Origin of the sequence: Pigmentiphaga daeguensis (assembly GCF_039523035.1) — a bacterium.
GTDB lineage: Bacteria > Pseudomonadota > Gammaproteobacteria > Burkholderiales > Burkholderiaceae_B > Pigmentiphaga > Pigmentiphaga daeguensis.
In genome coordinates, this window is record NZ_BAAAEN010000009.1 from 69,400 (window position 1) to 90,142 (window position 20,743).

At 67.3% G+C, this 20,743-nt stretch carries 21 protein-coding genes; 14 read left to right on the top strand and 7 right to left on the bottom strand.

The genetic code is table 11. From position 1 onward, the window contains the following. The first annotated feature begins 28 nt into the window (after positions 1–28). The 9 genes from ABD104_RS13370 (at position 29) to ABD104_RS13410 (ending at position 7,623) form a co-directional block, all read left to right on the top strand. Complete coding sequence (locus tag ABD104_RS13370) at positions 29–646, top strand: hypothetical protein (protein WP_343927657.1); 618 nt, start codon at positions 29–31, stop codon at positions 644–646. Next, entirely contained in the window at positions 643–1,239 is a 597-nt protein-coding gene (locus ABD104_RS13375; RefSeq protein ID WP_343927658.1) for a TlpA family protein disulfide reductase, read from the top strand. The genes ABD104_RS13370 and ABD104_RS13375 overlap by 4 nt, the downstream gene beginning before the upstream one ends. Positions 1,240–1,377: 138 nt before the next feature. Beyond that, positions 1,378–1,812, top strand: coding sequence for a type II 3-dehydroquinate dehydratase (aroQ, locus tag ABD104_RS13380; protein WP_087841690.1), 435 nt, complete (start codon positions 1,378–1,380; stop codon positions 1,810–1,812). A gap of 22 nt (positions 1,813–1,834) precedes the next feature. Further along, complete coding sequence (gene accB / locus ABD104_RS13385) at positions 1,835–2,296, top strand: acetyl-CoA carboxylase biotin carboxyl carrier protein (RefSeq protein ID WP_087841689.1); 462 nt, start codon at positions 1,835–1,837, stop codon at positions 2,294–2,296. Positions 2,297–2,464: 168 nt separating this feature from the next. Further along, positions 2,465–3,814, top strand: coding sequence for an acetyl-CoA carboxylase biotin carboxylase subunit (gene accC, locus ABD104_RS13390; protein WP_087841688.1), 1,350 nt, complete (start codon positions 2,465–2,467; stop codon positions 3,812–3,814). Positions 3,815–3,829: 15 nt separating this feature from the next. After that, positions 3,830–4,723: a 50S ribosomal protein L11 methyltransferase gene (gene prmA, locus ABD104_RS13395; RefSeq protein ID WP_087841687.1), complete on the top strand. Its 894-nt coding sequence runs from the start codon at positions 3,830–3,832 to the stop codon at positions 4,721–4,723. 12 nt (positions 4,724–4,735) lie between these two features. Next, positions 4,736–5,995: a DUF3426 domain-containing protein gene (locus ABD104_RS13400; protein ID WP_338616239.1), complete on the top strand. Its 1,260-nt coding sequence runs from the start codon at positions 4,736–4,738 to the stop codon at positions 5,993–5,995. A 5-nt stretch (positions 5,996–6,000) separates the two neighbouring features. Continuing rightward, positions 6,001–6,957, top strand: coding sequence for a carbohydrate kinase family protein (locus ABD104_RS13405; RefSeq protein ID WP_087841761.1), 957 nt, complete (start codon positions 6,001–6,003; stop codon positions 6,955–6,957). A gap of 165 nt (positions 6,958–7,122) precedes the next feature. Continuing rightward, complete coding sequence (locus ABD104_RS13410) at positions 7,123–7,623, top strand: outer membrane lipoprotein (RefSeq protein WP_087841685.1); 501 nt, start codon at positions 7,123–7,125, stop codon at positions 7,621–7,623. Between the two features lie 72 nt (positions 7,624–7,695). On the opposite strand, the gene ABD104_RS13415 is transcribed toward ABD104_RS13410, so the two are convergent. The 7 genes from ABD104_RS13415 to ABD104_RS13445 all read right to left on the bottom strand — a co-directional run bounded on the left by ABD104_RS13415 (position 7,696) and on the right by ABD104_RS13445 (position 15,725). Continuing rightward, entirely contained in the window at positions 7,696–8,253 is a 558-nt protein-coding gene (locus tag ABD104_RS13415) for a YggT family protein (protein WP_087841684.1), read from the bottom strand. Positions 8,254–8,580: 327 nt separating this feature from the next. Beyond that, on the bottom strand, positions 8,581–9,102 hold the full coding sequence (locus ABD104_RS13420) for a histone H1-like DNA-binding protein (RefSeq protein WP_087841683.1): 522 nt from the start codon (positions 9,100–9,102) through the stop codon (positions 8,581–8,583). Positions 9,103–9,481: 379 nt separating this feature from the next. Further along, positions 9,482–10,645, bottom strand: a complete 1,164-nt coding sequence (locus ABD104_RS13425) for a ribonucleotide-diphosphate reductase subunit beta (protein ID WP_343927659.1) — start codon at positions 10,643–10,645, stop codon at positions 9,482–9,484. A 26-nt stretch (positions 10,646–10,671) separates the two neighbouring features. After that, on the bottom strand, positions 10,672–13,569 hold the full coding sequence (locus ABD104_RS13430; protein WP_087841681.1) for a ribonucleoside-diphosphate reductase subunit alpha: 2,898 nt from the start codon (positions 13,567–13,569) through the stop codon (positions 10,672–10,674). Between the two features lie 465 nt (positions 13,570–14,034). Further along, on the bottom strand, positions 14,035–14,610 hold the full coding sequence (gene ampD, locus ABD104_RS13435) for a 1,6-anhydro-N-acetylmuramyl-L-alanine amidase AmpD (protein WP_087841680.1): 576 nt from the start codon (positions 14,608–14,610) through the stop codon (positions 14,035–14,037). Continuing rightward, complete coding sequence (locus ABD104_RS13440; RefSeq protein ID WP_087841679.1) at positions 14,607–14,852, bottom strand: PP0621 family protein; 246 nt, start codon at positions 14,850–14,852, stop codon at positions 14,607–14,609. Before ABD104_RS13440 ends, ampD begins: the two co-directional genes overlap by 4 nt. 21 nt (positions 14,853–14,873) lie before the next feature. After that, the gene (locus tag ABD104_RS13445; RefSeq protein ID WP_087841760.1) at positions 14,874–15,725 is read right to left on the bottom strand and encodes a cytochrome C assembly family protein; all 852 of its coding nucleotides are present in this window, start codon (positions 15,723–15,725) and stop codon (positions 14,874–14,876) included. A gap of 23 nt (positions 15,726–15,748) precedes the next feature. On the opposite strand from ABD104_RS13445, the gene ffh reads away from it, so the two are divergent. From ffh to ABD104_RS13470, 5 genes are read left to right on the top strand one after another with little or no spacing between them, the layout of a single operon-like run. Next, positions 15,749–17,167, top strand: a complete 1,419-nt coding sequence (gene ffh, locus ABD104_RS13450) for a signal recognition particle protein (RefSeq protein ID WP_343927660.1) — start codon at positions 15,749–15,751, stop codon at positions 17,165–17,167. A gap of 42 nt (positions 17,168–17,209) precedes the next feature. Then, positions 17,210–18,352 carry an ABC transporter permease gene (locus ABD104_RS13455; protein WP_343927661.1) on the top strand — a complete coding sequence of 381 codons (1,143 nt, stop codon included), beginning with the start codon at positions 17,210–17,212 and terminating at the stop codon, positions 18,350–18,352. Next, positions 18,346–19,140 (top strand): ABC transporter ATP-binding protein, encoded by a 795-nt coding sequence (locus ABD104_RS13460; RefSeq protein ID WP_207958688.1) that lies wholly within the window; start codon positions 18,346–18,348, stop codon positions 19,138–19,140. The genes ABD104_RS13455 and ABD104_RS13460 overlap by 7 nt, the downstream gene beginning before the upstream one ends. After that, positions 19,141–20,079 carry an MlaD family protein gene (locus ABD104_RS13465; protein WP_087841676.1) on the top strand — a complete coding sequence of 313 codons (939 nt, stop codon included), beginning with the start codon at positions 19,141–19,143 and terminating at the stop codon, positions 20,077–20,079. Continuing rightward, the gene (locus ABD104_RS13470) at positions 20,076–20,711 is read left to right on the top strand and encodes an ABC-type transport auxiliary lipoprotein family protein (protein ID WP_087841675.1); all 636 of its coding nucleotides are present in this window, start codon (positions 20,076–20,078) and stop codon (positions 20,709–20,711) included. Before ABD104_RS13465 ends, ABD104_RS13470 begins: the two co-directional genes overlap by 4 nt. The last annotated feature ends 32 nt before the right edge of the window (positions 20,712–20,743 follow it).

The window sequence follows — 20,743 nt, forward strand, 5'->3', positions numbered from 1 at the left end:
ATGTCGGGGTCACCTCCTCGGAGCAATCATGTCGTTTTCTTCTTTGCGCCAGGAAATCGCCGCCGCCGCGGCCCGGATGATCGCCGAGGACGGGCTGGACTACAGCACCGCCAAGCGCAAGGCGGTCAAGCAACTGGTGGGGGCCGGCAGCCTGCCCCGCGGCGACGTGCTGCCGGACAATGACGAAATAGAGAACGAGGTCCGCGAATATCAGGCCCTGTTCATGGGGGATACCCAGCCCGCGCGCCTGGCCAGGCTGCGGCGGGTGGCGCTGTCGGTCATGGACCTGCTGGAACGATTCCAGCCCTATCTGGTCGGTCCTGTCTGGAACGGCACCGCCGGCGAGCATTCCGACATCGCCCTGCAGTGCTTCGCCGACTCATCCAAGGAAGTCGAGATATTTCTCCTGAACCATGGCATCAAGTACGAAGTGGGCGAACGCCCGGATTTCCGCGGCCGCGGCAAGGTCGAGGCCCTGTACTTCCTCTGGCAGGAGGAAGGCGTCATGTTGAGCATCTATGATGGCCTGGCGCTGCGCGGCGCCTTGAAGCCCGGCCCCGACGGCCGCGCCGAGCGCGGCGACGCGCGAGCCGTGGCGCGGCTGCTGGACGACGTCGAGGGGCGGATGCAGGGGCAAACGGCATGAGCGCGCCCAAAGGGGGCGCGGCCTCCCGCGGGGAGGACGGCGCGCGACAGCAGGGGAGTACGGCGAGCGGATCTTCCCGCCGCCGGCTGCTGATGTACGGCGGCACCGGCCTGGCGGCGGCCCTGGTGGGCGGCGGCGTGGCCTGGTGGCGCCTGGCGCCGACCGCGGCGTCCGACCGGGCGGTGAACATCCTGTACGCGCAGACCCTGGAAGGGCTCGACGGCCGTTCCTATCCGTTCCAGCAATGGCGGGGACGGCGCCTGGTGGTGAATTTCTGGGCGACCTGGTGCCCGCCCTGCGTGGACGAGATGCCGGAACTGGACATGCTGCACCAGGAATTCGCCAATACCGCGCAGTTTGTCGGGATCGGCATCGATTCGGCCGCCAACATGCGGAAATTCGTTGAAAAGGTGCCCGTAGGTTATCCTTTGCTGATCGCCGGCAACGTCGGTACGGAACTGGCCCGCGAGCTGGGCAATGCCAGCGGCGGACTGCCGTACACGGTAGTGATCGACGAAAAAGGGGCGGTAATCCATCAGTATTCCGGCCGGATCAAGCCCGATACGTTGCGGGGCGTGCTCAGGCCCGCCTGAAGGCCATCTCTGCCCCGGGACATCCCCGGGGGGTGGGATGGTCCCGACATGGCAGAATCGTCGAATTCGTTACAATTGATAGACAATATGGCGTGTTTTGCGTAAAAATCGCGCCCTTCCGTATCGCATCGCAGGCATATGGCCCATCGCATCCTGGTTCTGCACGGCCCGAATCTGAATCTGCTCGGCACGCGCGAGCCCGGTATCTATGGTGCGACGACACTGGCCGACATCGATGCACGGCTGCAGGCCCTGGCGCAGCAGCACGGCGCGTCGCTCGCCTCGTTCCAGAGCAACCATGAAGGTGCGCTGGTCGACCGCATCCAGGCGGCCGCGGGCGAAGGCGTCGATTTCATCGTGATCAATCCGGCGGCCTACACGCACACCAGCGTGGCGGTCAGGGATGCGCTCGCGGCGGTGGCGGTGCCGTTCATCGAAGTCCATTTGTCGAACGTGCACAAGCGGGAAGCCTTCAGGCACCGTTCGTATTTCTCCGACCTGGCCGTTGGCGTGATCGCCGGGCTGGGCGCCGATGGCTATGAAGCGGCCGTGCGCTACGCGCTGTCGCATTGAAGAAAATTACTGGGGAAGCCCCATGGATCTTAGAAAACTGAAAACCTTGATCGACCTGGTTGCCGAATCCGGCATCGCCGAGCTGGAGATCACCGAAGGCGAAGGCAAGGTGCGCATCGTCAAGTTCGCGCAAGGCGGCCAGCTCGCCGCCGCGCCCGCGGTCCAGGCCTACCAGGTCATGCCGCAGGCCGCCCCCGCGCCGGCCCCGGCAGCCGAAGCCGCGCCCGCCCCGGCGCCCGTCGTGGCCCAGGGCCACGTCGTCAAGTCGCCCATGGTCGGCACCTTCTATCGCGCGCCCAATCCCGGCGCCGCGGCATTCGTCGACGTCGGCCAGGCGGTCAAGGAAGGCGACCCGCTGTGCATCATCGAGGCCATGAAGCTGCTCAACGAGATCGAGGCCGACAAGGCCGGTACCATCAAGGAAATCCTGGTCGAGAACGGCCAGCCGGTCGAATACGGCCAACCCCTGTTCGTGATCGGCTGACCGGTCGACACCATGCGCATCGACACCCTGCCCGTTGATGCGCTTCACACCGTGTTATCAGTCGGGCGCCGGGACCGGCGCGCCAGTCCCGGCAAGGCATCGTCCGCCGCGACGCCGCCGGAGGAAGCCGCCCCGACCAGCCGTCCGACTTTTTCAGGACATTCGTTCATGTTTGAAAAGATCCTGATCGCGAATCGCGGGGAAATCGCCCTGCGCATCCAGCGCGCCTGCCGCGAGCTGGGGATCAAGAGCGTGGTCGTGCACTCCGAGGCCGACCGCGAGGCGAAGTACGTCAAGCTGGCCGACGAGTCGGTCTGCATCGGGCCCGCGCCGTCGCGCGAGAGCTACCTGAACATGCCGGCCATCATCTCGGCGGCCGAGGTCACCGACGCCGAAGCCATCCATCCCGGCTATGGCTTCCTGTCCGAGAATGCCGATTTCGCCGAGCGGGTCGAGAAGAGCGGTTTCGTGTTCATCGGCCCCAAGCCCGAGTCCATCCGCATGATGGGCGACAAGGTCAGCGCCAAGCAGGCCATGATCGCGGCCGGCGTCCCCGTCGTGCCCGGTTCCGACGGCGCGCTGCCCGAGGATCCGAAGGAAATCATCCAGATCGCCCGCAAGGTCGGCTATCCGGTCATCATCAAGGCCGCCGGCGGCGGTGGCGGACGCGGCATGCGCGTGGTCCATACCGAGGCCGCGCTGCTCAACGCCGTGACCATGACGCGGTCCGAGGCCGCGGCGGCGTTCAACAATCCCGACGTGTACATGGAGAAGTTCCTCGAGAACCCCCGCCACGTCGAGATCCAGGTCCTGGCGGACGGCCAGCGCGGCGCGATCTGGCTGGGCGAGCGGGACTGCTCGATGCAGCGCCGCCACCAGAAGATCATCGAGGAAGCGCCGGCGCCTCACATTCCGCGCCGGCTGATCGACCGCATCGGCGACCGCTGCGCCGACGCCTGCCGCAAGATCGGCTATCGCGGCGCGGGCACGTTCGAGTTCCTGTACGAGAACGGCGAGTTCTATTTCATCGAAATGAACACCCGCATCCAGGTCGAGCACCCGGTCACCGAGGCGATCACGGGCGTGGACCTGGTGCAGGAGCAGATCCGCATCGCCGCCGGCGAGAAGCTGCGGCTGCGCCAGCGCGACATCGTGTTCCGCGGCCATGCCATCGAATGCCGGATCAATGCCGAGGATCCGTTCCGCTTCACTCCCAGCCCGGGCCGCATCACCAACTGGCACGTGCCCGGAGGCCCCGGCATCCGCGTCGATTCGCACGTCTACAACGGCTATTTCGTGCCGCCCAACTACGACTCCATGATCGCCAAGGTCATCGCCTATGGCGATACGCGCGACCAGGCGCTGGCGCGCATGCGCATCGCCCTGTCGGAAATGGCGGTCGACGGCATTTCGACCAACATCGCGCTGCATCGCGAACTGCTCCAGGATGCCCGCTTCATCGAAGGCGGAACCAACATCCATTATCTGGAGCATCGCCTGTCCCAGCGTCCGGACTGAAGGTAGCGAGTCCGTATGCGCGAACTGGTGTTCGACTGCCCCGAGCAATTGGCCGAGCCGCTGTCCGACGCGCTGCTGGAAGCGGGCGTGTTGTCGGTGTCGGTCGAGGATGCCGATTTCGGCACCGAGGCCGAACGGCCCTTGTTCGGTGAGCCCGGCCTCGAGCCGGAAACCCAGGCCTGGTCGCGCAATCGCGTCGTGGCGCTGCTGCCCGACGGCGAGGATCCGGCCCAGTTGCTGGCCCTTGCCTGCGCGGCCTGCGGCATCGACGACACCCCTGCCTGGCAATTGCGCGAGGTGCCGGATGCCGACTGGGTCCGCCTGACCCAGTCGCAGTTCGAGCCCATCGAGGTCGATGCCCGCATCTGGATCGTGCCGACCTGGCACGAGGTGCCGGACCGCCCGGGCACCATCTCCATCCGCCTCGATCCGGGCCTGGCCTTCGGCACCGGCAGCCATCCCACCACGCATCTGTGCCTGGCCTGGCTGGCCGCCAATCTGCGGGCTGGCCGCAGCGTGCTGGACTACGGCTGCGGTTCGGGCATCCTGGCGATCGCCGCGCGCAAGCTCGGCGCCGGCGAAACCGTGGGCATCGACATCGACCCGCAGGCGGTCCAGTCCGCCCAGGCCAATGCGCAGGCCAACGGGGTCGAGGTGCTGACCGGGCTGCCCGATGTGCGCCAGGGCTGGCGCGCCGACGTCGTGGTGGCCAACATCCTGTCCAATCCGCTCAAGGTGCTGGCGCCCATGTTGTGCGATCGCGTGTTGCCGGGCGGCGACCTGATCCTGTCGGGCGTGCTCGAGCGGCAGGCCGACGAAGTCGCGCGGGCGTATGCGCCATGGATCGAGATGAAGGTCTGGCGCGCGCTGGACGGTTGGGTCTGCCTGCACGGGCAGCGTCCCGCCTGACGGACGCCCGGCATGACGCTCGCCACTCGCTGCCCCCAGTGCGCCACGGCGTTCCGGGTGGCCCCGGACCAGATCAAGCTGCGTGGCGGCTGGGTGCGGTGCGGGGTCTGCAACGAAGTCTTCGATAGCAGCCAGAGCCTGATCGAGCTGGACCCGGCCGGCGGCGCGCCGCGCCCGGTGGCCGCCGGACCGGCCTTTCCGCCCGAGGCGCCAATCTCTTCGCCCGAGGCGCCGGCTTCCCCGCCCGAGTCGCCGGTCGAGCCGCACGTGCTGCGCCGGCGCGGAGAAGGCCTGGTCGCTTCCATGCAAGACGATGGCAGCCAGGCGCCTACGCCCGAACCCACATCCTCGTTCTCTTCGCCGCTGGCCGTTGCCGCCGGCGAAGCCGGCGTGCCGGACCGCGAGGCAACGCCGGGCGCCGAGTCCTTTCCGGCCGCGGGCGCTTCGCCGAAGCCGGCCTTGACGGACGAGGCGGCCGATGGCGCCCTGCCTTCGGTGCTGCGATCCCGCCGCGCCGCGCCGGCCACGGCATCCGACGGTGCGCCGGTCCAGCCGCCGGATGCGGAGGCCGGAGCCGCCGTCGCCGTCCCGACGACGCCTGCCCTTGACTCCGCCGAAGACGCACACGCTCCCATCGTGGGCGAATCCCGCCCACGCGAACGGGAGTCCCGCGGCGACGAGGCGCCCGATTTCCTGGACGAAGAGGCCCGGCAACGCCGGCGGCGTGCCCAGTGGCTGTGGGGCCTGGCCGCGCTGATCGCGCTACTGGTCCTGCTGGCCCAGGCGGCCTGGATCTTCCGTGCCGAGATCGCGACCCGCGTGCCCATGCTCCGTCCCGCCATGGAGCGGCTGTGCCAGCGGTGGCAGTGCACGGTCGGCTATCCCCGCGCGCCCGAACTGCTGGTCATCGAGTCCTCGTCCGTCGAGCCCTGGTCGCCCGAGTCGCCGGGATTTGCGCCCCCCATCGCCGACGAGGCCGAGCCGGTGCCGGGCGAGTCCGCCGGCATCGTGCTGCCGACGCGCCAGCTGGCGCTGCGGATGGTGTTGCGCAACCGCGCCACCTTTCCGCAGTCCTGGCCCGCCATCGAACTGTCGCTGATGGACCTGTCCGACGCGGTGGCCGCCCGCCGCGTGCTGCTGCCCTCGGTCTATCTGTCGCCCCGGGATTTCGCCCAGCCGCTGGGACCGCTCCAGGAGCGGGTCCTGCGGATTCCCATCGAAACCATCGACGCCCATGCCACCGGCTACCGCGTCGCCATCTTCTATCCGTGACCGCCATGGCCCATCCCGAAACCGCTCCCGTCATCATCTGCGGCTCCGTTGCGTTCGATACGATCATGGTGTTCGAAGGCAAGTTCCAGGAGCACATCCTGCCGGAGCAGGTGCACGCGCTCAGCGTGTCCTTTCTCGTGCCGTCCATGCGCAAGGAGTACGGCGGCTGCGCCGGCAACATCGCTTACAACATGCGGCTGCTGGGCGGCACGCCCGTGCCCGTGGCCACGGTGGGCGAGGACGCGGGCGACTACCTGCGCCGCATGCGCGAGCAAGGCACCAACGTCGACTGGGTCAAGGTCGTACCCGGCACCTTCACGGCGCAGTGCTTCATCACGACCGACCTGGCGGACAACCAGATCACCGCATTCCACCCCGGGGCCATGTCGGCGGCGGCCACCAACGACCTGACCGGCGCGCCCGGCGTCTGGGGCATCGTCGCGCCCGACGCGAAGGACGGCATGTTCGCCCATGCGCGGCGGCTGCACGCGCAAGGCATCCCCTTCATCTTCGACCTGGGGCAGGCCATGCCGCTGTTCAACGGCGAGGACCTGGAGGAAATGCTGGCGCTGGCGCAGGTGCTGACCGTCAACGATTACGAGGCCCATGTGGTCGAGCAGCGCACGGGCCGCAGCATGGCGGACATCGCCGCGGGCCTGCAGGCGGCCATCGTGACCCGGGGCGAGAAAGGCTCGACGCTGCTGACCGGCGGCCAGGAGATCCACATCGATCCCGTCAAGGCCGAGGCCGTGGTGGACCCCACCGGTTGCGGGGATGCCTATCGCGCCGGGCTGCTGTACGGCCTGACCGTGGGATGGCGCTGGGAAGACTGCTGCAAGCTGGCCAGCCTGATGGGCGCCATCAAGATCGCCTGCCGGGGCCCGCAGAACCACCAGATCAGCCGCGAGGAGATTTCGTCGCGCCTGGAACGCAGCTACGGGCTTTCGCTGCCGCAAGGCTGATGCGATTCGCCGTGGTCATGGTTTGAAACAACCTGGGCCGGTCGGGGGCGGGCGCCCAAGGGCCGGTGGGCGAACCGACAGGGTATAAATCCAGTCCAAGATCTTTGTTTCATACCAAGAAGAGGGCGCTGCGGCGTTTCTCCGCTTTTCCATCAGGATGGCTCTATGAACCCAAGCAATTCGTCTCTTTCCCTGGCTGCCGGGCGCGGGCGCGCCCTGGCGGTGGCGGCCGCGCTGTCGGCGCTGGCGCTTTTGGCCGGATGCGCGACGGGCAGCAACTCGGCGTCGGTCTATGACCGCAACCAGGCTCAGCGCGAGCAGGTGGTGCGCATGGGGACGGTGGAGTCGGTGCGACGCGTCACGATCGACCGCGGCCAGACCGGCGTGGGCACGGCCGGCGGCGCGATCGTCGGCGGCGTGGCGGGCAGCAGCATAGGTGGGGGCCGTGGCCAGATCATCACCTCGGTGCTGGGCGCGATCGCCGGCGGCATCGCCGGGCAGGCCGTGGAAGGCGGGATGTCCAAGCGCGAAGGCCTGGAAATCACCGTCCGCTTCCAGAACGGGGAGTTGCGCTCCATCGTGCAGGAAGCCGACGAGATGTTCTATGTCGGGGACCGTGTGCGCGTGTTGAGCGGCACGGGCGCCACCCGCGTCACGCACCTGTAAGGCAACGAGGCCGGCGCCGCTTACCCGGCGGCGCCGCATCGATACCGGGGCGGGCCCTGGGCCCGCGTGGCCTTACAGCCCGAAGATGGGCAGGCCGATGCGGGACAGCACCATCAGCGCGATCTGCGTCAGCAGGAACAGGACCAGCGGCGACAGATCCAGGCTACCCAGCGAAGGCAGCACGCGCCGGATCGGATCCAGCAGCGGGGCCGTCAACGCGTGAAGGACCGGCATGGCCGGCGCGCCGGGGTTGACCCACGACAGGATCACCATCAGCAGCGTGACCCACATCACCAGATTGATGGACCACTTGAGCATCAGCATCAGCGCGATCCACAGCCCCTCGGGCAGCATGGAAAGCGGATTGCCCCCCGCAACCAGGATGATGGCCGCCAGATAGACCAGCGCCGTCAGCCAGGCCGCCACCAGGCAGGCCCAATCCACGCCACCCCGCCCCCCCAGCACCCGCCGCAGCGGGATCACGATCCAGTCCGTGACCTGGAACACGGTCCGCGAAATGGGGTTGTACGGCGGCATCCGCACGAACTGCAGCCACAAGCGCAGCAACAGCACGGCCCCGTAAAGGGTGAAAACGACGTTGAGCAAAAACCGGGCGATATCGCCAACCATGAGGACTCCGGGCACCGTACTGCTGTTCAGCAGGTTGTAAGCAAAAGATTATAACCCCCCCCTACGCGCTGACGCGCGCCCCCCAGGGGGCGGCACTGGCGGACCGGCAAAGCCGGATCCGCGGTGCCCTGGATCAAGGCAAGCAAGCGGTGCTTCGCACCGAGATATCCTACGCAGACCCAGGATGCGGTGGATCCGGCTCCGCCGGTCCACCCGCATCGCCCCCTGGGGGGCGCGCGAAGCGCGTAGGGGGGGCCACAAAAAACCCCGCCAAAGCTCGCACCTTGGCGGGGTTTGAATCAGAGCGCAAGGCGCTCCGATTAGGGCTTACGGGCGGCTGCCCGTAGGGAAGGGCCAAGCAGCGGCAGGGTTGAGCGCCGTTTTCGCGCCCGGCGCAGCCGCGGTGGACGGCGCAGGGGCAGGCTTTTTGGCTGCAGGCTTCTTGGGAGCAGCCTTCTTGGCCGGCGCCTTCTTCGCAGCAGGCTTCTTGGCAGCAGCGGCCTTCTTGGCCGGGGCCTTTTTCGCCGCGGGCTTCTTGGCGGCGGCAGCCTTCTTGGCCGGGGCCTTCTTGGCTGCGACCTTCTTCACTGCGGCTTTCTTGGCCGGAGCCTTCTTGGCCGCAACCTTCTTCACTGCGGCTTTCTTGGCCGGAGCCTTCTTGGCCGCGACCTTCTTCACTGCAGCTTTCTTGGCCGGGGCCTTCTTGGCCGCGACCTTCTTCACTGCGGCTTTCTTGGCCGGGGCCTTCTTGGCCGCAACCTTCTTCACTGCCGCCTTCTTGGCCGGGGCTTTCTTAGCCGGGGCTTTCTTGGCTACCGCTTTCTTCGCGGCCTTCTTGGCTGTCGCCATGGTCTGCTCCTTTACGAGACGTTCAGGGACCCAGAACACGAACCCGCTCGGACCATCCTCACGGGCTATTCATCGGCGCAAGCCCTGCTGGTGAACGAAACCTCAACAGCGGAATCAGTTTGCGCTAATGAATGCTGCACACAGCCATTCGACATACCCCGCAACTGGTGCGACCCATGTCGAATGACTTGGCAGGCGGTTTCCCGCCTGCCGGATGACACCCCCGTTTGCCCGGCCGCCGATGCTTCGTCTTCGACAAAGCAACATGCGCAGGGGCCGGATGGTGCGCTGGGCGAGGGGACCTGCCCCATGCGCCGCGTCTGAACTCATCCGGGCCCTGCCGGGCGCCCGAGGGCGCCTGATCCTGTCTACGTGTGGTCTAGTCCCAGCTCAGCGCCCCGCCGGTCTGGTACTCGATCACACGCGTTTCAAAGAAATTGCGTTCTTTCTTCAAGTCGATCATTTCCGCCATCCACGGGAAGGGGTTCTCTTCCTGCGGGAACAGCGGTTCGATGCCGATCTGCTGGCAGCGGCGGTTGGCGATGAAGCGCAGATACGATTTGAACATCGGCGCATTCAGGCCCAGCACGCCGCGCGGCATGGTGTCTTCGGCGTAAGCGTATTCGAGTTCGACCGCCTTGCGGAAGAGTCCGCGGATTTCCTCGCGGAATTCCGGCGTCCACAGATGCGGGTTCTCGAGCTTGATCGTGTTGATGAGGTCGATGCCGAAGTTGCAGTGCATGGACTCGTCCCGCAGGATGTACATGTACTGCTCGGCCGCGCCGGTCATCTTGTTCTGCCGGCCCAGCGCCAGGATCTGGGTGAAGCCGACGTAGAAGAACAGGCCTTCCATCAGGCATGCGAAGACGATCAGCGACTTCAGCAGGGTCTGGTCGGCCTCCGGCGTGCCCGTCTTGAAGCTCGGGTCGGCGATGGCGTCGATGAAGGGGATCAGGAACTCGTCCTTGGCGCGGATGGACGGAACTTCATTGTAGGCATTGAAGATTTCCGACTCGTCCAGGTCCAGGCTTTCGACGATGTACTGGTAGGCGTGGGTGTGGATCGCTTCCTCGAAGGCCTGGCGCAGCAGGAACTGCCGGCACTCCGGGGCGGTGATGTGGCGATACGTGCCCAGCACGATGTTGTTCGCGGCGAGCGAGTCGGCCGTGACGAAGAACCCCAGGTTGCGCTTGATGATGCGGCGCTCGTCCTCGGTCAGGCCCTCGGGGTTCTTCCACAGCGCGATGTCGCGCGACATGTTGATTTCCTGCGGCATCCAGTGGTTGGCGCAGGTGGCCAGGTATTTTTCCCAAGCCCACTTGTACTTGAACGGGACCAGCTGGTTGACGTCCGTCTGGCCGTTGATGATGCGCTTGTCCGCGATGTTGACGCGACGCGAGGAGGCGGTGCCGGGCGCCGCAGCGCCCGCGGCCAGCGCGACCTCGTCGAACGCGCCGGCGTGTTCGCGCGGCGCGGCGGTGCCCGCCGGCTGCAGGGCCGGCGTGGCGGAGGGGGTGGATACTTCTTCGTCCCAAGACAACATAGATCGACTCCGGTATTCAGCGGGGGTTATTGGCAGGCTTCGCACTCTTCGAAGCCAGGGTCACCCGGCTTCATGGTGCATACCGCCCCGACGATTTCCGGTTCCGGAAGGTTGGTGCCCGCCGCGGACATTCCCGCATTGGACGAGGCCGTGGGCACGGCGTTCAATTCGCCGCCGCGTCCGGTCGATTTTTCAGCGCTGGTCGCACCCAGGGTGCGCAGGTAGTAGGTGGTCTTCAGGCCGCGCTGCCAGGCCAGCTTGTACGTCTCGTCCAGCTTCTTGCCCGATGCGCCCGCCATATAGATATTGAGCGATTGCGACTGGTCGATCCATTTCTGGCGGCGCGCCGCGCATTCCACGAGCCAACGGGGCTCTACCTCGAAGGCCGTCGCATACAGCTTGCGCAGCTCGGGAGGCACCCGGTCGATCTTGGCGAGACTGCCATCGAAGTACTTCAGGTCTGCGATCATCACCTCGTCCCACAGCCCGAGCTTCTTGAGATCACGCACCAAGTAATCGTTGACGATCGTGAATTCGCCGGAGAGATTCGATTTGACGTACAAGTTCTGATAAGTCGGTTCAATGCACGCAGATACGCCAATGATATTGGAAATCGTCGCCGTCGGGGCAATAGCGATGCAGTTCGAATTGCGCATGCCATGCAGTTTGATGCGCTCGCGCAACGCATTCCAGTCCATCGACGCGCTTTCGTCGATGTCGACGTAGCCTCCGCGCTCTTCGCGCAGCAGCTTGATGGAATCCTGCGGAAGAATGCCGCGGTCCCACAGCGAGCCTTCGAACGACGAGTAGCGGCCGCGTTCCTCGGCCAGTTCGGTCGACGCGAGGTAGGCGTAGTAGCACACCGCTTCCATCGAGCGGTCGGCGAATTCGATGGCGGCATCCGACGCGTAGGGCACGCGCATGATGTGCAGCGCATCCTGGAAGCCCATGATGCCCATGCCGACGGGACGATGGCGCAGGTTGGAGTTGCGGGCCTTGTCGACGGCGTAATAGTTGATGTCGATCACGTTGTCGAGCATGCGCATGGCGACGTGGATCGTGCTGCGCAGCTTGTCGTGGTCGAGCTCGACCGTGCCGTCGGCGTTGGTCTTCAGGTGCGCGACGAGGTTGACCGAACCCAGGTTGCAGACCGCGATCTCGGACTCGTTGGTGTTCAGCGTGATCTCGGTGCACAGGTTGGAGCTGTGGACGACGCCGACGTGCTGCTGGGGCGAGCGGATGTTGCAGGGATCCTTGAACGTGATCCACGGGTGGCCGGTCTCGAACAGCATCGAGAGCATCTTGCGCCACAGCGACATGGCCGGGATCTTCTTGAAGAGCTTCAGTTCGCCGCTGGCGACCTTGGCTTCATAGCCCAGGTAGGCCTTCTCGAATTCCTTGCCGACCTTGTCGTGCAGGTCGGGGCAGTCGGACGGCGAGAACAGGGTCCATTCGGCATTGTCCATGACGCGCTTCATGAACAGGTCGGGGATCCAGTTGGCCGTGTTCATGTCGTGGGTGCGGCGGCGCTCGTCGCCGGTGTTCTTGCGCAGTTCGAGGAATTCCTCGATGTCCAGGTGCCACGTCTCGAGGTACGTGCACACGGCGCCCTTGCGCTTGCCGCCCTGGTTGACCGCCACCGCGGTGTCGTTGACCACCTTCAGGAAGGGGACCACGCCCTGGCTTTCGCCGTTGGTGCCCTTGATGTGGCTGCGCAGCGCGCGCACGGGGGTCCAGTCGTTGCCCAGGCCGCCGGCGTACTTGGCCAGCAGCGCGTTTTCCTTGATGGCGTCGTAGATGCTTTCCAGGCTGTCGGCCACCGTGGTCAGGTAGCACGACGACAGCTGCGAGTGCAGGGTGCCGGCGTTGAACAGGGTCGGCGTCGAGCTCATGAAGTCGAACGACGACAGGATGTTGTAGAACTCGATGGCGCGGGCTTCGCGGTCGGTTTCTTCCAGGGCCAGGCCCATCGCGACGCGCATGAAGAAGGCCTGCGGCAGCTCGATGCGGGTGCCCTTGATGTGCAGGAAGTAGCGGTCGTACAGGGTCTGCAGGCCCAGGTAGGTGAACTGCAGGTCGCGCGTATCCTTCAGCGCCGCGCCCAGGCGCGCCAGGTCGAAGGTGGCCAGCTTGGGGTCAAGCAGGCCGCCCTCGATGCCGCGAGCGATGAATTGCGGGAAATATTCGGCGTAACGCGTGGCCATGGCGGCTTGTTCGACCTCCTCGCCCAGCACTTCCTTGCGGATGGTGTGCAGCAAGAGACGTGCCGTGACCGTGCTGTAGGCCGGATCCTTTTCCAGCTGCGAGCGCGCGGCCAGGATGGCGGACTTGAAGATCTCGTCGGTGGAGACGCCGTCGTACAGGTTCTTGACGGTTTCCTTGAAGATGCCCTCGGCCGAGACGAATTCCTCCAGGCCCGAGCACGCGGCCTGGATGATGGCCTGCAGGTGCTGGGGGTCGAGCGGGATGCGCAGGCCGTTCTCGGTGACGTGCACGACCGCCTGGTCGGGCGAGGTGTGCATCAGCGCACGCTGCTGGGCGCGCTTTTCACGGTACAGCACGTAGGCGCGCGCGACGTCATGCTCGCCGGAGCGCATCAGCGCCAGTTCGACCTGGTCCTGGATGTCTTCGATATGGACCGTGCCGCCGCTGGGCTGGCGGCGGACCAGCGCGTGGACGACCTGTTTGGTCAGGCCTTCGACGAGCTCGCGCACACGCGCGGAAGCAGCGCCCTGGCCACCGTTGACGGCCAGGAAGGCCTTGGTCAGCGCGATGGAAATCTTGCCGGGTTCGAATCCGACCACGGCGCCGTTGCGCCGGATGACCTTGTGGTCGGAATACGCGGTCTGGTCGGCTTCGGTCTGTGCGGGCTTGGAAGCTAGCGGCGCAGCGGTCGATTGGGCCGAGGGAGTCGAGAGTTGCATAAGGCCTCCTGGATGCATGAAGGCGCGGGGGGCCGCGCCGGTACTCGGTGTTCTGGGATTTGCAGCGAATATTCTTGATTACAAGGGCGTCAGGCCGCGCCGGAGCGCGGCTTGGGGCCTAACGACGAGGTGCGCGGCAGTGGCCGCCGCACATCCGGGCTGGTCTGGATAAGCCATGTTTTCCCCCTCCCTTGCAGCGCGGGCACTACATCTAGTGGTGTGTGACCGGCAAGGCACTAATTCTAGGGGGGTGCAGATTGTACGGCAAGTGTCAAAATGTTGCTGGCGGAGAGAATCCGGCGCTCGCATAGGCAAATCGGGCTCTATTTATTAGACAGCCAGCAACCATGCGTGTTTCACGACGAAAGGTGCACGAGGCACGCGTGAAATGCGGCGTTTGCAGCGCGTGAAACAGAGCGGGCGCGGGCTGGGCGTGGGCGGGCCGGGGTTGGCGAGGGCGAGATTCTACAGGAGGGGAAGGGCGGTCCAGCCCGTTTCCCGGCCGTAGCGGGCCCAGTCGAAGGCGGGGCCGGGGTCGGTCTTGCGGCCGGGGGCGATGTGCTCGTGGCCGCGGACGGCCTGCAGGGGGTAGCGGGCGCGCAGGGCCGGGGTGAGCCAGGCCAGGGCGCGGTACTGGGCGTCGGTGAAGGGCACGGTGTCGCAGCCTTCGAGTTCGATGCCGATGGAGAAGTCGTTGCAGCGTTCGCGGCCGTCGTGGCAGGAGACGCCGGCGTGCCAGGCCCGGCGGTCGGTGCTGGCGAACTGGACGATGGCGCCGTTGCGGTCGATCAGGAAGTGGGCCGAGACCTTCAGGCCGCGCAGGCAGTCGAACCAGGGGTGGGCATCGCAATCGAGGGTGTTGGTGAACAGGGCCTCGACGTAGGGGCCGCCGAATTCGCCGGGCGGCAGGCTGATGTTGTGCAGGACCAGCAGCGAGATTTCCGTGCCGGGGGGCCGCTCGTCGGTGTTGGGGGAAGGGACCCGGCGCACGGCGGGGTGGTCGATCCAGCCCTGGCCGTCCAGCCGCGCGGCGACGTTCATTTGCCGGGACCCTTCAGCGAGTGGGCCAGGCTGCAATAGTTATAGCCCTTGCGCCGCACGGCTTCGGACGGCGGCAGGTGGATGCCGCAATGGGCGCAGCGCACCATGCCGTCGGCCGGGAAGCGGCTGGCGTCGGCCCGACGCGATTCGCGGCGGTGGCCCTTGACCGCGCTGCGGGCGGCGATGCGGGCCACCAGCAGGGCGACCACGATGACGAACACCCAGAAAAGTAGCTTGCCCATGGTGGTTGGGGGTCCTGGTTTCTAGCGGTGCAGGATGAACTCGAGCACGAACCGGGTGCCGGTGTAGGCCAGCAGCAGGAAGGCGAAGCCGACCAGCGTCCAGCGCAGCGCGATGCGGCCGCGCCAGCCCCAGACCTGGCGTCCCAGCAGCAGCAGGCCGAAGGTCAGCCATGAGAGCAGCGTGAAGACGGTCTTGTGGTCCAGGGGCAGCGCGGTGCCCGACAGCGACTCGGAGATGACGATGCCGCTGATGACGGCCAGGGTCAGCAGCACGAAGCCGACCCAGATCAGCCGGAACAGCAGGCGTTCGAGCACCAGCAGGGGCGGCACGGCGTCGAACAGGCGGGCGTAGACCCGGGCCGAGTGCCGGGGCTGGGGCGGGTTGCTGGCCGAGATGTCGTGCAGGCGCCGGTCGGCCGAGGCCATCAGCAGCGCGTGCAGGGCGGCGATGGTGATCATGCTGTAGGCGGCCAGCGCGATGGCCAGGTGCACGCGCAGCCAGCCGCTGTCGGCATGGGCGATGACGCGGCCCTCGGGAAAGACCACGGGCAGCACGGTGCCGATCACGCCCAGCGGCATCAGCCAGAGCCGCAGGCCGTCGATGGCCACCCACAGGCTTTCGGCCCAGAAGACGACCAGGCCCAGCCACAGCGCGGCCGAGATGCCCAGAGCGAAGCCCAGCTTCAGGTTGCCGTCCCCCAGCATGGCCTGCTGGACCGCCAGGCCGTGCAGGATCAGCACCAGCGCCAGCCCCAGGCGCTCGGCGGAGCCGGTCCGGGGTTCGGGGTGCGACGAGACGGCTCGCCACGCGAATACCGTCAACAAGGCGTAACCGGCCGCAGCCAGTGCGTGCAATACAATTCCCATATCCATGGAAGTGTAAGCGAATCCCATTCATGCTCGATAACCTTACCGCCCGCCTGTCGCGCGTCGTCAAGACCCTGAAGGGGGAAGCGCGCCTGACCGAGGCGAATACGCAGGAAATGCTGCGCGAAGTCCGTCTGGCGCTGCTGGAAGCCGACGTGTCCCTGCCGGTCGTGCGCGAGTTCGTCGCGCGGGTCAAGGAAAAGGCGTTGGGCGAGGACGTCATGGGCAGCCTGACGCCCGGCCAGGCGCTGGTGGGCGTGGTCCACAAGGAACTCACCGCCCTCATGGGCGGCGACCTCGGACCCCACGCGAGCGAGCTGTCGCTGGCCCAGCAGCCCCCCGCCGTGATCCTGATGGCGGGCCTGCAGGGCTCGGGCAAGACCACCACCACCGGCAAGCTGGCCCGCTGGCTGGCCGAAGGCGGCCATGTCCAGAACGGCCGCAAGACGGGCAAGAAGAAGGTGCTGGTGGTCAGCGCCGACGTCTACCGTCCCGCCGCCATCGAGCAGTTGAAGACCGTGGCCGCGCAGGCCGGCGTCGACTTCCTGCCCTCGTCGGCCGACCAGGCGCCCGAGGCCATCGCCCGCAACGCGCTCGACCATGCCCGCAAGCACCATTACGACGTGCTGATCGTCGATACGGCCGGCCGCCTGGGCATCGACGAGACGCTGATGAACGAGATCCGCGCGCTGCATGCCCTGCTCGAGCCGATCGAGACCCTGTTCGTGGTCGACGCCATGCTGGGCCAGGACGCGGTCAACGTGGCCAAGGCCTTCAACGACGCCCTGCCGCTGACCGGCGTGGTCCTGACCAAGCTGGATGGCGATGCGCGCGGCGGCGCCGCGCTGTCGGTGCGCCACGTCACCGGCAAGCCGCTGAAGTTCGTCGGCGTGTCCGAGAAACTGTCCGGCCTCGAGCCCTTCCATCCCGAGCGCATGGCGCAGCGGGTGCTGGGCATGGGCGACATCCTGTCGCTGGTCGAGGAAGCCCAGCGCGCGATCGACGTGGACGAGGCGCAGAAGCTGGCCGCCAAGCTCAAGTCGGGCGACAAGTTCGACCTGAACGATTTCCGCGCCCAGATCGCGCAGATGAAGAACCTGGGCGACATGGGCTCGCTGCTGGAGAAGCTGCCGGCGCAATTCTCGCAGGCGGCCTCGCAAATCGACAGCAAGCAGGCTGGCAAGCAGATCCGGCGCATGGAAGGCATCCTGAACTCCATGACCGAGCTCGAGCGTGCCAAGCCCGAGCTGATCAAGGCCTCGCGCAAGCGCCGCATCGCCACCGGCGCCGGCGTGCAGGTGCAGGAGGTCAACCGCATGCTGTCGCAGTTCGAGCAGATGCAGGCCATGATGAAGCAGATGAAGAAAGGCGGCATGGCCAAGATGATGCGCGCCATGGGCGGCATGAAGGCGCTGCGCGGCATGAAAGGCTTGCCTGGACTCAAGTAAAGCCCCGACAATCGCGGTTCCGTGGTCCCGTCTCCAGGAACGATGAGCGCAGCGCCGCAGCCAGGCCGTCTAGTGTGGGATGCCGCAGCCGGCGACGGCCGCCTGTCGGTCGAGGGCGACTGGTCGCTGGCGGGCTTCGAGGCCCTGCGCCGCGAGACCGCCCGTTTCGATGCGGTCCCCCAGGTGCGCGTGCTGGACCTCAGCCGGCTGGGCGTCCTGGACACCGCGGGCGCCGCGCTGCTGGTCGACCTGCTGGGCGCGGAGCGCCTGCCCGGGTTGCTGGCCTCCGGCCCCCCGGTGGAGGCATCGCGCCGCGCCTTGCTCGACACCATCATCCGCGCCCAGGGCGCGGTCCAGCAATGCAAGCCACCCGAGCCGCCGTCGCCGGTGGCCGAGCTGCTGTGCCACGTGGGCGAAGCCGCCGAGCAGTTCTGGAAGCACGCCGTGGGCCTGTGCGGGTTCATCGGCCTGACGCTCGAAAGCCTGGGCCGTTCGCTGGTGCGTCCGCGCACGTGGCGACTCACGGCCACCGTCGCCCAGATCGAGCAGATCGGACTGAACGCCGTTCCCATCATCGCCTTGCTGACTTTCCTGGTCGGCGCCGTCGTGGCCTTCCTGGGCGCCACGGTGCTGCGGGACTTCGGCGCCACGCTCTATACGATCAACCTGGTCGGCTTCGCCTTCCTGCGCGAGTTCGCCGTGCTGCTGACCGCCATCCTGATGGCGGGCCGGACCGCCAGCGCCTTCACCGCGCAGATCGGCTCGATGAAGGCCAACGAGGAAATCGACGCCATCCGGGCCCTCGGGCTCGACCCCATCAACATGCTGGTGCTGCCGCGCGTGCTGGCCATGCTGGTGTCGCTGCCCGTGCTGACCTTCATGTCCATGCTGACCGGCATCGCCGGCGGCATGGTGGTCTGCGCCTGGAGCCTGGACATCCCGCCGTCGCTGTTCCTGTCCACCCTGCGCGAGAGCCTGGACGTGCGGCATTTCTACGTGGGCATCGTCAAGGCGCCGATCCTGGCCTTCATCATCGCCGTGATCGGCTGCCTGGAGGGCTTCAAGGTCAGCGGCAGCGCCCAGTCCGTGGGCGAGCACACCACCTCCAGCGTCGTGCAGGCGATCTTCATGGTGATCCTGATCGACGCGCTGGCGGCGCTGTTCTTCATGGAGATGGGATGGTGACGGCCGACGAACCCATCGTGCGCGTGCGCGGGCTGGTCAACCGCTTCGGCGCCCAGACCGTGCACGAAGGGCTGGACCTGGACATCCGCCGGGGCGAGATCCTGGGCGTGGTGGGCGGGTCGGGCTCGGGCAAGTCGGTGCTGCTGCGTTCCATCGTGGGGCTGCGGCGGCCGACCGCCGGCAGCGTGCAGGTGTTCGGCCAGGCGCTGGACGAGCTGTCCCCCGAGCTGCGTTCGCGCCAGGAGCGCCGGATGGGGGTGCTGTTCCAGCGCGGCGCGCTGTTCTCCTCGCTGTCCGTGACCGAGAACGCCGCGCTGCCGCTGATCGAGCACGCGGGCCTGGCGCGGCCCGAGGCCGAGCGGCTGGCGCGGCTCAAGCTGGCGCTGGCGGGCCTGCCGGTCGAGGCCGGCGCCAAGTCCCCGGCCTCGCTGTCGGGCGGCATGGTCAAGCGGGCGGCGCTGGCGCGCGCCCTGGCGCTGGATCCCGACCTGCTGTTCCTGGACGAGCCCACGGCGGGACTGGATCCGATCGGCGCGGCCGCCTTCGACGACCTGATCCGCACCTTGCGGGACGCGCTGGGGTTGACCGTGTTCCTGGTCACGCATGATCTGGATACGCTCTACGCCATTTGCGACCGGGTGGCGGTGCTGTCGCAGCGCAAGGTGCTGGTGGTGGACCGGCTGGAAGTGGTGGAGCGGGTCGACGATCCGTGGATACAGGAGTATTTCCAGGGGCCGCGCGGACGCGCGGCGTCGCGGGCGGCCGAACGGCCGCGCAAGGAGGAGTAGATGGAAACCCGGGCGCATCATGTCGTGATCGGCCTGTTCCTCGTCATCGCGGTGACGGGGGCCCTGCTGTTCGCGCTGTGGCTGGCCAAGAGCCATTCGGACGCCAGCGTGGCGCAGTTCGACATCGTGTTCAACGAAGCGGTCAACGGACTGTCCGAGGGCAGCGCCGTCATGTACAGCGGCATCAAGGTGGGCGACGTGGCGCGGCTGCGGCTCGATCCCGTGGACCCGCGCAAAGTGGTGGCGCGGATACGGATCGCCAGCGACGTGCCGGTCAAGGAGGACACGGTGGCGCGCCTGCGCCTGACCGGCGTCACCGGTACCTCGGTGATCCAGCTCGGCAGCGGCACGCCCGAGAGCCCGCGCCTCCTGCCCAAGGGCGACGAGGTGCCGGTCATCGTGGCCCTGCCGTCGCCCATCACCCAGCTGCTGGCGGGCGGCGAGGACCTGATGCTGAACATCAACGAGATGGTCGCCAGCGCGCGCCAGATCATGTCGCCCCAGAATGCCCGGCAGATCAGCCGCATCCTGGAACATCTCGAGGAAAGCACCGCCGAGCTGGCCGCGCAGCGCGAGGGCTTCGCGAAGCTGAGCGGGCAACTGGGCGAGATCGGCCGGCAGACGTCCGAGGCCCTGGCCAAGGCCAACTCGCTGATGACGCACACCGACGAACTGGTCGGTTCGCAGGGGAAGGACACCATGCAGAGCGCCCAGCAGGCCATGGCCTCGCTGGCGCGCGCCAGCGACAGCATCGACCGGCTGGTGCAGGAGAATCGCGGCGCGCTGGGCAGCGGCGCCCAGAGCCTGAGCGAGCTGGGCGGCGCGCTGCGCGAGATGCAGGCGACGATGGCGTCGCTGCGGGCCATCACCCGCCGCCTCGAGGACAATCCGGCCGACTACCTGCTGGGCCGCGAACAACCCAAGGAGTTCACCCCATGAGACGCGCGGGCGCAATCATCCGTTGGGCGGGCATGTCGCTGGCGGTGCTGGCTTCGGCGTGCACGCTGCTGCCGGAACAGAAGACGGTCGACATCTACCGGCTGCCGGCCACGCAGGCGGCGCCTGCGCCGGGAGGCAGGGCCCAGGCCTGGTCGCTGCGCATACGCAGCCCCCATGCCAACGCCGTGCTGGACAGCGCGCGCATCGCCGTCATCGTCCAGGGCGACCAGATCAGCACCTATGGCGGAGCGCGCTGGACCGACGCGCCGCCGACCCTGGTGCGCACCCGCCTGGCGCAGGCCTTCAGGCTGGACGGCCGCGTCGCGTCGGTGTCGACCACCGACAGCAACGTGCGCGCGGACCTGGAGCTGGACAGCGACCTGCGGGCCTTCCAGAGCGAATACCGCGGCGCGGTGCCCCATGCGGTCGTCAGCCTGGACGTGCGGTTGATCTCGACCTCGACGCGGCGCGTGGTGGCCTCGCGCAGCTTCGAGGTCGCGCAGCCGGCGGGCGGGGTCGAGGTGCCGGCCGTGGTGTCGGCCTTCGGCCTGGCCACCGACGCGCTGGCCGCGCAGGTGGTCCAGTGGGCGGTGGAGCAGGGGGCCGCGGTTCAATCCGGCAGGCCGGAGTAATCGCCGCCCGTACCGGGATTGTGGACGTCCTT